Raw genomic sequence first — 11,651 nt, forward strand, 5'->3', positions numbered from 1 at the left:
GGGAACCATTCGGCGAATCGTGTGCAGGCGGGATGGCCCAGCCTAAGCGGTGTCCCCGTCCTGGCGCAAACGGTACGTTTTCCGGGAAACACTCGCCTTCTCCGCACCTCTTTCGCCGTGCCGTCTGGTGCCCGCCGCCATTCGGCGTTACCTGTTTGTTCTATGAACCCGACGATTCGCATCCTTGGTATCGACCCCGGTCTCAGGAACACCGGCTGGGGGGTGATCGACGTGACCGGCACGAACCTGAAGTTCGTGGCCTCCGGCACCGTCCATTCGACCCAGGCGCTGGCGCTGGCCGAACGGCTGGTGGAGCTGCATGACGGGCTGACGCGGGTGATCGAGGATTACGTTCCGGACGAGGCGGCGGTGGAGCAGACCTTTGTCAACAAGGATGCGGGCGCGACGCTGAAGCTCGGCCAGGCGCGCGGCATCGCGCTTCTGGTGCCGGGCCTCAAGCGGCTGCCGATTGGTGAATATCTGCCCAATCTCATCAAGAAGACGGTGGTTGGCGCCGGTCACGGCGACAAGAAACAGATCCGCATGATGGTGAAGGTGTTGATGCCGAAGGCGACATTCAATTCCGACGACGCGGCCGACGCGCTGGCGATCGCGGTGTGTCATGCCCATCACCGCGGGGCGGCGGCAGCCGCTGCCCGGGTGGCGGCGCGGATCGGGCAATGAGGAGACGGCAGGGGTGATCGGCAAGCTCAAGGGTGTGATCGATTCATACGGCGAGGACTACGTGATCCTCGATGTCCACGGCGTCGGTTACCACGTGCAATGCCCCTCGCGCGTGCTGCAGGGGCTGCCGTCGGCCGGCGAGGCGGCGACGCTTTCCATTGAGACCTATGTGCGCGAGGACCAGATCCGGCTCTTCGGCTTCGCCTCCGATCTCGAGCGCGAATGGTTCCGCATGCTGATGACGGTGCAGGGCGTGGGCGCCAAGGTGGCGCTCGGCGTCCTCGGCATCATGAAGCCGACGGAGATCGCCAATGCCATTGCGCTTGGCGACAAGGCGACGATTTCTCGCGCGCCCGGCGTCGGCAAGCGGGTGGCTGAGCGCATCGTCGCGGAGCTGAAATCCAAGGCGCCGGCCTTTTCCGATGCGGATATCGGTACGATCCAGGCGAACGACGCGATCGAGGCGAAGTCCGCCCCGCGCCCCGTCGCCGATGCCGTGTCCGCGCTGGTCAATCTCGGCTACGGCCAGCCGCAGGCCGCTGCGGCAGTCGCGGCCGCGCAGCGCTCGGCCGGTGAGGATGCCGATACGGGCAAGCTCATCCGGCTGGGGCTGAAGGAGCTTTCGCAGTGAGGTCAGCGTTTGTTGCGGTCCGTGAACGCGCCGTCGAGCCCCTCTCTCCCCCCTTGTGGGGGAGATGTCGGCAAAGCCGACAGAGGGCGGTAAACCATACGGTGCGCGGTCTGCCGCCCACCCCCCTCTGTCACGCGATGCGTGACATCTCCCCCACAAGGGGGGAGAGGGGTGCCTCTCGCAAATGCGCCGACGATCGGCTGACGTTTGCGTGCGGCGCATCCTTCGAAACGGTGCCCGTGCGCCGCTCACTGTCCCACCCCGTCGAGGCCCGCCCATGAGCGATGACCGGATTGTCTCCCCTGCCGAGCGCGGCGACGAGGCGGACACCACCATCCGGCCGCTGGCGCTCGACGAGTTCGTCGGACAGCAGCAGGCGCGCTCCAACCTGTCCGTTTTCATCGAGGCGGCGAAGGCGCGTTCCGAGGCGCTCGATCATGTGCTCTTTGTTGGCCCTCCGGGGCTCGGCAAGACCACGCTCGCCCAGATCATGGCGCGCGAACTCGGGGTCAATTTCCGCGCGACGTCGGGTCCCGTTATCGCCAAGGCTGGCGATCTGGCGGCGCTGCTCACCAATCTGGAAGAGCGCGATGTCCTGTTCATCGACGAGATCCATCGTCTGTCGCCGGCGGTGGAGGAAATCCTCTATCCCGCTATGGAGGACTTCCAGCTCGACCTGATCATCGGCGAGGGACCGGCGGCGCGCTCGGTCAAGATCGATCTGTCGAAATTCACGCTGGTGGCCGCCACCACCCGTCTCGGCCTGCTGACAACGCCGTTGCGCGATCGTTTCGGCATACCGGTCCGGCTGAATTTCTACACGGTGGAAGAGCTGGAGCACATCGTGCGCCGAGGCGCCCGCGTCTTCGGCATCGGCATGACGGATGACGGCGCCAACGAGATCGCCCGGCGCTCCCGGGGGACGCCGCGCATAGCAGGCCGGCTGCTGCGGCGCGTGCGCGATTTCGCGGTCGTTGCCGGCATGGATGCGGTCGATGCCGCGATCGCCGACAAGGCGCTGTCGCAGCTGGAGGTCGACAAGGCCGGGCTCGATGGGCTCGACAGGCGCTATCTCTCGATGATCGCGGAGCATTTCGGCGGCGGGCCGGTGGGCATCGAGACCATCGCCGCGGGACTTTCCGAGCCGCGCGACGCCATCGAGGACATCGTCGAACCCTACCTGATCCAGCAGGGTTTCATCCAGCGCACCCCGCGCGGGCGCCTCTTGATGCCCAAGAGCTTCGCCCATCTGGGCCTCGCCGTACCGCAAGGCGCGGGCGCCGCGCAGATGGGGCTTTTTTCGGAAGGGGAATAGGCCCGGATCACAGGGTCGGGGCAAGTCTCGCTGACAATTGTCACGCATACGTATCGGGAACCCGATACCGTCTTGTACGTTTGCCGTGCACTACAAACACCCGGGAGACCCCAATGCTCATCACCACCGCCCATATCGGACCCGTCATCGCGCTGATCGCAGGCATTCTCATCCTGCTCATGCCGCGTCTGCTCGCCTATATCGTCGCGATCTATCTGATCGTCACCGGCCTGATCGGCCTCGGCGTCATCGCCAACGTGCTTGGGGGGTAGCGTCCTCTCGCCGGCGTGTAAGCCCTCTTCGCCGTCGTCCTCCGGCATCGCCCGGGGGATGCCGCGCACATTTCGCGTATGATGGCGGAGGATGTGTTTGTCCCACCTCCTTGTATTTCGGAACGAGCGGTCCATATTGATGTGCCATGGACACGACCGCCCCCGATACGAGCACCCGTCGCTCGCCCGTTCAGCGCCCGCACGGACCGGGCCGTCCGCGTGAATACGACACGCAGGCGGTGCTGGATGCCGCGCTCAGGCTTTTCTGGGAACGGGGCTACGAGGCGACGTCTGTCGATGCGCTGACGGCGGCGATGGGGCTTTCCAAGTCCAGCTTCTATGCCGCCTTCGGCTCCAAGCAGGGTGTGCTTTTGGCCGCACTGCAATGCTATTCCGACGAGGTGAACGCAGGCTGGGCGGCTCTGGTCGCGCAAGCCGACGCAGACGGCGCCATGGCGCTGGTCAATGCGCTGGCGCGGCCCGAATGCGGCTCGCGCGGCTGTCTCTTCGCCAACATGATCTCCGAACGCGGCCCGCACGATGGCGAGGTTGCCGATCTCGGCCGCCAGCACTTCGCGCGGATTGAAACCCTCCTTGCCCGATGTCTCGACGCACAAAACCCGCAAACGGCCCATGACAAGGCCCGCGCACTGATGGCGCTGGCCTTTGGTGCCATGATTCTGCGCAAGTCCGGGGTGGCGGATGATGATGTCCGTCACGCGATCGCGCAGGGCGAACGCTTGATCACGGAGCGATAAGATGGCCAAATCCAGCTCTATTGAGCATAGGAATGGCTATTATTGGACTGATTGGTCCAGAAAACAGAACTGAACCCCTAATCTTTTCTCTTCACGCTTTCAGGAGCATCTCATGACGACCCCGAAGCTTTTCACACCGACAAAGGTGGGCGACATCGACGTGGCCAACCGTGTTGTAATGGCCCCGCTGACGCGCAATCGGGCGCGTCCGCAAGATGACACGCCGTTCGAGCTGCACGCCGAATACTACGCCCAGCGCGCCAGCGCGGGCCTCATCATCTCCGAAGGCACGCAGATCTCGCCGGAAGGCAAGGGTTACGCCTGGACGCCGGGCATCTATTCGGATGCGCAGGTTGCCGGCTGGAAGAAGGTGACGGATGCGGTGCACGCCAGGGGCGGCAAGATCTTCGCCCAGATCTGGCATGTCGGCCGCGTTTCCCACAACACGCTGCAGCTCGACGGCCAGCCGCCGGTGGCTCCCTCCGCGATCGCTGCCGAAACGCGCACCTTCGACGGCAAGGAATTCCTGCCGACCTCGACCCCGCGCGCGCTTGAGCTTTCTGAAATCCCGCGCATCATCGAGGACTACCGCAAGGCGGCGGCGAACGCGGATGCCGCCGGTTTCGACGGCGTGGAAATCCATGCCGCCAACGGCTATCTTCTTGACCAGTTCATGCGCGATGGCTCCAACAAGCGCGACGACGCCTATGGCGGGTCGATCGAGAACCGGGCCCGCCTCGTGGCGGAGGTGACGCAAGCCGTTGTGGACGTTCTTGGTGCCGGCCGCGTCGGCATCCGCCTCAGCCCGTTCGCCGCCGCCAACGGCATCTCCGACAGCAACCCGCAGGCGCTGTTCGAACATGTGATCGATCGGCTGAACGCATTCGGGCTTGCCTACCTGCACATGGTCGAAGGCCAGACCGGCGGCCCGCGCGAGCTGCCGGAAGGCGCCAGCATCGAGGCGCTGCGCAAGCGCTTCGACGGCACCTACATCGCCAACAACGGCTACACCCGCGAAATGGCGATCGATGCGGTGGAGACGGGCCGGGCGAACATGGTCGCCTTCGGCCGGCTCTTCATCGCCAATCCCGATCTGGTCGCGCGGCTGGAAAAGGATGCGCCGCTCAACGAACCGGACAAGACGACCTTCTACGGCGGCGGCGAGTCCGGCTACACGGACTACCCGGTGCTCGAAGAACAGGTCGCCTGATCAGGGGCATGGATGTCGCTTCCAGGCGTGAGCGCCGGAGGCGGCATCCATTGCCATCCTGTCGCGTGGCCTCATGGGTGCCCTGATGTTCGTGAACGCGACTCGGCGCATTGCCGTAAATGACATCCGGAAAATGGAGTGCGGAACGGCTCTCTGAATGTGTATATGTTAAATATGACATGTCCTTTTTTGTGTTCGATCTGCTCCGTATCTCGCGATTAATCTTTTGTTTTCGCAGCAGCGGCTATTTTCCTTCTGGTTGACGGAAGGGTCGCAAATGCTTCGTAAGAATCTATCGACGAAAGTCTCCGCCATATTTCTGGCCGGGGCCTTTGTCCTGTGTGCCGCATTGGTGGGGACTGCCGCCTTGCTGGGCGGAAGCGTGGCGAACGAAGAGGCGGACAAGGCGTTGATGAGCGCCACCGTTGGCAAGCGCAAGGCGCTTGAAATGACCCTGGAACAGGTCCGCGACAGCATGCGCTTCTTCACGTCGCTGCCGACGGCCAAGGACAGCATCATGAAGATGCGTGCGGGCTGGAAGAACCTCAAGAAGGACCAGAGCGCGCAGCTTCGCCGCATCTATGTCGAAGACAATCCGAACCCGGCCGGCGAGCGTCAGCTTCTCATCGAGGCGCCGCAGAAGAATTACTACACGACCTCCCATGCCGTCATTCAGGCGAGTGCGAAGGAAATCGTCGAGCAGCACCTGTTCAGCGACATGGCGTTGAGCGATCCGGACGGAAACATCGTCTTCACCTACCGCAAGGGTGCCGACTTCGCCCGCGCCTACGACGATCCGGCCATCGCGGGAACGGCGGTGCAGTCCGTCCTCGCCTCCATCATGACAGCGGCCAAGGCCAATACGCTGAAGCCTGAGGACATTTTCTTTTCCGGTTTCGATGTCGCCGATGGTGAGGTCTCCGCCGTCATTGCGATGCCGGTTTTTTATCTCGACACGTTTTTCGGCGCCGTTGCCTTTTCCATCGACATGGACCGGATTGCCGCCATCCTGAATGACGCCACCGGTATCGGCGAGAGCGAACGCGCCATGCTCGTGACGCCGGCGGGCGACGTGGTGCACCTGGGCGGGAACGGCAATACCGCCGTGCGGTTCGACGAGATCCGAAAGTCCGACAGCGTCGTTGAAATCGACGGTTCTCCCTGGCGCTACCGCACGGCGCTGGGCACGTTTCTGGACCGCCGGTTCACGGTTCTGGAGGCGGTCAAGCAAAGCGAGCTCAACGCCGCGGCGAACCGCATCACCTATGGTCTGCTTGTTGCGGGGATCGTCTGTCTCGTGCCCTTCGCGTGCATCATCTGGTGGCTGACACGGCGCATGTTCGCGCCGCTCGCCCGTCTGTCGGCCATTTCGCGCCGCATCGCGGAAGGCGAACTCGACACCGAGATCTCGGGGGTCGGGCGGGGCGACGAGATCGGCGAAATGGCGCGCGCCGTCGATGTCTTCAAGAAAAATTCGCTGGAGCGCGAGCGCCTGACGGCGGAAAGCGCAGCCGCCGCGGTGGCCACGCGGAAGCGGGCCGAAGCGATCGAGGGCCTGATTTCCGGCTTCCGGGCGGATGTTACCGGCATGCTGGCGAGTGTCGAAGGGGTGCTCGACAGCGTCGCGGAAACGGCGGCCGACCTCACTCAATCTTCGTCAGACGCGGCGCGGCAAGGGGGCGAGGCGGCCCAGGAATCCGAGCGCGCCTCGGGCAATGTGGAGGCGGTCGCGGCGGCGACGGAGGAGCTCAACGCTTCCATCAGCGAAATCGAGCGGCAGGTCGCCACCACGGCCGATGTCGTGCGGCAGACGACGCGCTCAACGGCCACATCCAACGAGAAGGTGATGGGGCTTGCCCGTTCGGCCGAACGAATTGGCGACGTGGTGTCGCTTATTTCGGAAATTGCCGAACAGACCAACCTGCTGGCGCTCAACGCCACCATCGAGGCGGCGCGGGCGGGAGAGGCGGGGCGCGGCTTTGCCGTGGTTGCGGCGGAAGTGAAGGAGCTTGCCTCGCAAACCGCGAAGGCGACGGAGGAGATCTCCACCCAGATCGCCGAGATCCAGGCGTCGACCAATTCTGCGGTGACCGAGATAGGCGCCGTTACCCAATCGATCGACGAGGTCAACGGCTATACGGAAGCGATCGCCGACGCGGTGCGCCAGCAGGGCGCCGCGACCGGCGAGATCTCGCACAATGTCACGGAGGCGGCGTCGGGAACGCGCATCGTCAACGAATCTGTATCGGCGCTTTCCGTGCGGATTGGCGAAAGCGCCCGCGCGATGGGCGAAATGCAATCGTCCACTCGGGAGATGAAGGCTCAGGCCGATCGCCTGCGCGCTTCCATCGACCGGTTCCTCGACGAAGTCGCGGCCGCCTGAGGCCGATCACAGCTCCAGCGTGTCGACCTGCGCCTTCAGGATCTCCGCACTCTTGCGAAGCGCTTCGTGTTCTTCTGGCGCGAGTTCGGGCACCAGATCGGTGACCACGCCGTCGCTGCCCAGGGCGCGCGGAATGGAGAGCGCCACGTCGCGTACACCTTCCACGTTCTCGGTGACCATCGACACGGAGAAGACCGCGTGCTGGTTGCGCCCGATCGCCTCCACCAGCCGGGCGAGCCCGGCGCCGATGCCGAAATAGGTCGCGCCCTTGCCGTTGATGATGGTGTAGGCGGCGTTGCGCACGCCGTCGTCGATGCGCGCGCGCACCTCGTCGTTCAGCGGAACATTCACCTGGGCTGCGACCTTGTCGATCGTGAGGGCGCCGGCGCGTGCGCTCGACCAGGCGAGGACCTCGCTGTCGCCGTGCTCGCCCAGCACGTAGGCATGTACGGAGAACGGCGAGACCCCGAGGTAGCGGCCGAGCAGGGTGCGAAAGCGGGCCGTGTCCAGGATCGTGCCGGAACCGATGACGCGGGTTGAGGGAAGTCCGCTTACACGGGTCACGATCTGGGTAACGATATCGACCGGATTGGCGGCCGCGATCAGGATGGCGTCGGGGGCCACACGCTGGATCTCGCTCACGATTCCGCCGATGATGCTGGCGTTGCGCGAGAGGAGCTGAAGGCGCGTCTCGCCGGGTTTCTGGCTCGCACCCGCCGCCAGGATGATGATGCGTGCGCCCTTCAGGTCATCATAGCTTCCCGCACTCACCCGTGTCGCCGAGGCAAAGGGGACGGCGTGGGAAATGTCCTCAGCCTGGGCATTGGCGAGCGCCTGGTTGAGATCGACCAGCACGATCGAGCTTGCATGTCCCATGAGTGCGATGGCGTAGGCCGCCGCGCTTCCGACCATGCCTGCTCCGATGATTCCGACTTTCACGATAAATCCCATCTTGATCTGGAGTGGTGCGCTTATCAGGACAGCGTGCGAAGCAGTGGAGGGCAAGCCGGGCGAGCGATGGCCTGCTTCGCAAAAAATGCAGAGCTCGCGATGCCCGGTGAAACGGTGCGGCGTGCCGGATGGCCGGGTCGTGCGGCAGTCTCCCGTATCGATCAGCTGTTTCCCGGCAACGCCGGAGCCCTTCGCGATCACATATTCGCTTTCGCCATACTCGACGAAAGAAACCTGAGCGTCGAGAGCCACGGGTGTTGTTCGAGCCGAAGCGTTTGTGCGCGGGACGCGGTTCGGGCTGTAAAGTCGCGGCAGTTGCGATGCGTTCGCATCTGTCGGCGGGCGTCAAAAGGGTGTAATCCACCCCTCATGTCCGATACAAAGCAGTCTTGGCCCGACCTTTCCGGCCGCATGGAAGCCGACGCGCATATCCTGGCGGTGCGCGTTTATTACGAAGACACCGATTTTTCAGGCATCGTCTATCACGCCTCCTATCTGCGCTTCATGGAGCGCGGACGCTCCGATCTGCTGAGGCATTGCGGCGTCCATCACAGCGAGCTGGATGAGGGCCGCTCCGGAGAGCGGCTCGCCTTCGTCGTGCGGCACATGGACATCAATTTCCTCAAGCCCGCCCGCATCGACGACGTTCTGGAAGTTCGCACCCGCTGTTCGCAGGTCCACGGCGCGCGTCTCATCATGGAACAGGAGATCGTTCGCGCGGGGCAGGTGCTGATCACGGCGAGCGTGACGGCCGCGGTGATCAACCCGCAGGGACGTCCGCGGCGGATGCCGGCGGAACTGGCCTCGCGGCTGGGCCTTGTTCCCGAAGGCAAAGACTGAACGGGAAAAAACGCGAGTTTGAAGGGGCGGGCAGAAAAAACGTCCTGCCTTCGCACCGCCCGTTCAACCGCCCCGAGCGGTCGCCAAACGGTCCTAACCGCCTCCAGCGACACCCGAAAGCCCATCAAATCCGTGTCATCTTGCCTGTCGTTAAGACGACGGTAACCTTGACAATGTCTTGCTAGCGCGAAGTCTGAATGGCGAAAAGCCCCGGTTTCGCCAAATTCCGCCGCCACAGAGGCAGCCGCCATGCGAGGGGTATCGCGGCTCGCGAAAGGGAGGTGGCGCGCAGCGGCTCCTGCGGCCGCGCGCACACATTGAGGTCCATCTGAATGATTTCGGAAGCGTTCGCGCAGACAACAGAGCTTGCCGCGCCGGCGGGCGACATATCGTTTTTCGCGCTGTTTCTCGGCGCACACATCGTCGTGAAGATCGTGATGCTCGGCCTTATCGCCGCCTCCGTGTGGTGCTGGGCGATCATTGTCGACAAGCAGCTGCTCTTCACGCGGACCCGGCGCCAGATGAACCGGTTTGAGAGCGTGTTCTGGTCCGGTCAGTCGCTGGAGGATCTTTACCAGACGCTGGTCAGCCGGGCGAACACCTCCATGGCCGCGCTCTTCGTCGCCGCCATGCGGGAGTGGAAACGGTCGCACGAGGGCAAGAAGCCGGCCATCGCCAGCCTGCAACAGCGCATCGACCGGGTCATGGACGTCACCATCTCACGCGAGATGGAGCGGCTTGAAAACCGGCTTCTGGTGCTGGCGACCGTCGGCTCCGCGGCGCCCTTCGTCGGTCTGTTCGGCACGGTGTGGGGTATCATGACGTCGTTCCAGGCGATCGCGGCCTCGAAGAACACCAACCTGACGGTGGTGGCGCCCGGCATCGCGGAGGCGCTGTTCGCCACCGCGCTCGGCCTCGTGGCGGCCATCCCGGCGGTGATCGCCTACAACAAGTATTCGGCCGAGGCGACACGGCTGTCGTCGCGCATGGAAGGGTTCGCCGACGAGTTCTCGGCCATCCTTTCGCGCCAGATCGACGAACGCACGCAAGGATAAACCGACATGGGTGTCCATACAGGAGCGGGTGCGAGCGGCGGTCGCCGTCGCGGGCGAGGCCGCCAGCGCCATCAGCCGATGAGCGAGATCAACGTGACGCCGATGGTCGACGTCATGCTGGTGCTGCTCATCATCTTCATGGTGGCCGCGCCGCTGCTCACCGTCGGCGTGCCCATAGATCTGCCGGAAACGCGTGCCAAGGCTCTGCAGGACGACGTCGAACCGATCACGATTTCGGTTTCCAAGGACGGCAAGGTGTTCCTGCAGGATACGGAAGTGGACGCGGACGAGATCGTGCCGAAGCTGACCGCTATCGCCAAGAACGGCTATGACGAGCGTATCTACGTGCGCGGCGATCGCGATGCCGATTACGGCACGGTGATGCGCATCATGGCACGGATCAGCGCCTCCGGCTTCCGCCGTATCGGGCTGGTCACAACCGAGGAACAGAGCCAGTAGAGCATGCGTACAGGGCTCGTCGTTTCCCTTATCGGCCACGCGGTCGTTCTGTTTTGGGGGCTTATCGCCTTTCCGAGCGCGCAACCCTTTTCGGTCGAGCCCGTGGATGCGCTGCCGGTAGATCTTGTGCCGATCGAGGAGGTGACCAAGACCCGCGTCGGCGACAAGACCGCCTCCAAGGACAATCCATCGGCGCCCAAGCCGGCCGACAAGCCGGTCGAGGCACCGAAGAAAGCTTCGGATCCCGGCAAGAAGCCGACCGAAAGCGCCAAAGCGGCGCCAGCGAAGAGCGAGCCGAAGAAGGTGGCCGAGGCACCGCCGCCGGAACCGCCGGCCGAGCCGGACCCCGCGCCCGAGCCCGCCAAGGAGCCGGAACCCGCCCCCGAGCCGCAGACGGAGGCCGAGCCGGCGCCGGCGCAGGAAGAGGCGCCCAAGGAAGCGGAAAAGGCACCCGAGCCGCCAAAGCCGGTTAACGTGGTGCCGCAGTCCAAGCCGACGCCGCCCAGACGCACGCAGACGGCGGCGCTGGATCCGGCGAAGACGCAGAACGCCCGGGAGCAAGAGGAGGAGAAGAAGTTCGATCCGAACGAGATCTCCAACCTGCTCAACAAGGTGAAGCCGGAAGGCGGCGAGCGGACGGTATCGGAAGAGCCGGCGGGGCTCGGCGCAACGCGGGCGACCCAGCAGCAGGGACTTTCGGCCAGCCAGCTCGATCTTCTGGTTTCCAAGATCAAGGAGCGCTGGAACTACGTTCCAGACGCCTTCCCGCCCGATCTGGTGGTGGTGGTGCAGTTCGAGCTGACCCGCGACGGCCATCTGGCGGGCACACCGCGGATCATGAACTCCAACCCCTATCCGCGCTTCCGCCAGATCGCGGAAGCCGCGGTCAGGGCGATCATTGCGGTCGACCGTTCGGAAGGGTTCAGTTTCCTGCCGCGCGATCGCTACGACGGGAACGGCGGATGGAATACGGTGTTGGCCAATCTGAAGCCGCAATGACGGCTCATGTGATGGCTGTGAGATCGAAGACATGATGACAGGCGCACGGTGCGGTGTGCGCGAAGTCAGTCTGAAGGGATAGCGATGCACGTCT

At 64.3% G+C, this 11,651-nt stretch carries 12 protein-coding genes; 11 read left to right on the top strand and 1 reads right to left on the bottom strand.

Annotated elements, in window-relative coordinates; all coding sequences use genetic code 11:
• Window positions 1-162 precede the first annotated feature (162 nt).
• The 7 genes from ruvC (at window position 163) to C8N35_RS15560 (ending at window position 7,253) form a co-directional block, all read left to right on the top strand.
• Complete coding sequence (gene ruvC / locus C8N35_RS15530; RefSeq protein ID WP_107990633.1) at window positions 163-684, top strand: crossover junction endodeoxyribonuclease RuvC; 522 nt, start codon at window positions 163-165, stop codon at window positions 682-684.
• Window positions 685-697: 13 nt separating this feature from the next.
• Window positions 698-1,315, top strand: a complete 618-nt coding sequence (ruvA, locus tag C8N35_RS15535; RefSeq protein ID WP_107990634.1) for a Holliday junction branch migration protein RuvA — start codon at window positions 698-700, stop codon at window positions 1,313-1,315.
• A 277-nt stretch (window positions 1,316-1,592) separates the two neighbouring features.
• Window positions 1,593-2,630, top strand: coding sequence for a Holliday junction branch migration DNA helicase RuvB (gene ruvB / locus C8N35_RS15540; RefSeq protein ID WP_107990635.1), 1,038 nt, complete (start codon window positions 1,593-1,595; stop codon window positions 2,628-2,630).
• A gap of 113 nt (window positions 2,631-2,743) precedes the next feature.
• Entirely contained in the window at window positions 2,744-2,902 is a 159-nt protein-coding gene (locus tag C8N35_RS15545; RefSeq protein ID WP_107990636.1) for a DUF3096 domain-containing protein, read from the top strand.
• Window positions 2,903-3,048: 146 nt separating this feature from the next.
• The gene (locus C8N35_RS15550) at window positions 3,049-3,660 is read left to right on the top strand and encodes a TetR/AcrR family transcriptional regulator (RefSeq protein WP_107990637.1); all 612 of its coding nucleotides are present in this window, start codon (window positions 3,049-3,051) and stop codon (window positions 3,658-3,660) included.
• A gap of 112 nt (window positions 3,661-3,772) precedes the next feature.
• Window positions 3,773-4,870, top strand: coding sequence for an alkene reductase (locus C8N35_RS15555; RefSeq protein ID WP_107990638.1), 1,098 nt, complete (start codon window positions 3,773-3,775; stop codon window positions 4,868-4,870).
• A gap of 277 nt (window positions 4,871-5,147) precedes the next feature.
• Window positions 5,148-7,253, top strand: a complete 2,106-nt coding sequence (locus C8N35_RS15560) for a methyl-accepting chemotaxis protein (protein WP_107990639.1) — start codon at window positions 5,148-5,150, stop codon at window positions 7,251-7,253.
• Between the two features lie 6 nt (window positions 7,254-7,259).
• Here the strand turns inward: C8N35_RS15560 and C8N35_RS15565 are convergent, their stop codons facing one another.
• Window positions 7,260-8,456 (bottom strand): L-lactate dehydrogenase, encoded by a 1,197-nt coding sequence (locus tag C8N35_RS15565; RefSeq protein WP_245926814.1) that lies wholly within the window; start codon window positions 8,454-8,456, stop codon window positions 7,260-7,262.
• 117 nt (window positions 8,457-8,573) lie between these two features.
• Between C8N35_RS15565 and ybgC the strand changes: the two genes are divergently transcribed.
• From ybgC to C8N35_RS15585, 4 genes are all read left to right on the top strand, one after another.
• Window positions 8,574-9,044 (top strand): tol-pal system-associated acyl-CoA thioesterase, encoded by a 471-nt coding sequence (ybgC, locus tag C8N35_RS15570; protein ID WP_107990640.1) that lies wholly within the window; start codon window positions 8,574-8,576, stop codon window positions 9,042-9,044.
• Window positions 9,045-9,376: 332 nt separating this feature from the next.
• A complete protein-coding gene (gene tolQ / locus C8N35_RS15575) occupies window positions 9,377-10,099 on the top strand; it encodes a protein TolQ (protein WP_107990641.1) in 723 nt (240 codons plus the stop codon).
• Between the two features lie 6 nt (window positions 10,100-10,105).
• Window positions 10,106-10,558, top strand: coding sequence for a protein TolR (gene tolR / locus C8N35_RS15580; protein WP_107990642.1), 453 nt, complete (start codon window positions 10,106-10,108; stop codon window positions 10,556-10,558).
• Window positions 10,559-10,561: 3 nt separating this feature from the next.
• A complete protein-coding gene (locus C8N35_RS15585) occupies window positions 10,562-11,557 on the top strand; it encodes a cell envelope biogenesis protein TolA (RefSeq protein WP_107990643.1) in 996 nt (331 codons plus the stop codon).
• The last annotated feature ends 94 nt before the right edge of the window (window positions 11,558-11,651 follow it).

The organism is Breoghania corrubedonensis, from assembly GCF_003053845.1.
Classification (GTDB): Bacteria; Pseudomonadota; Alphaproteobacteria; order Rhizobiales; family Stappiaceae; genus Breoghania; species Breoghania corrubedonensis.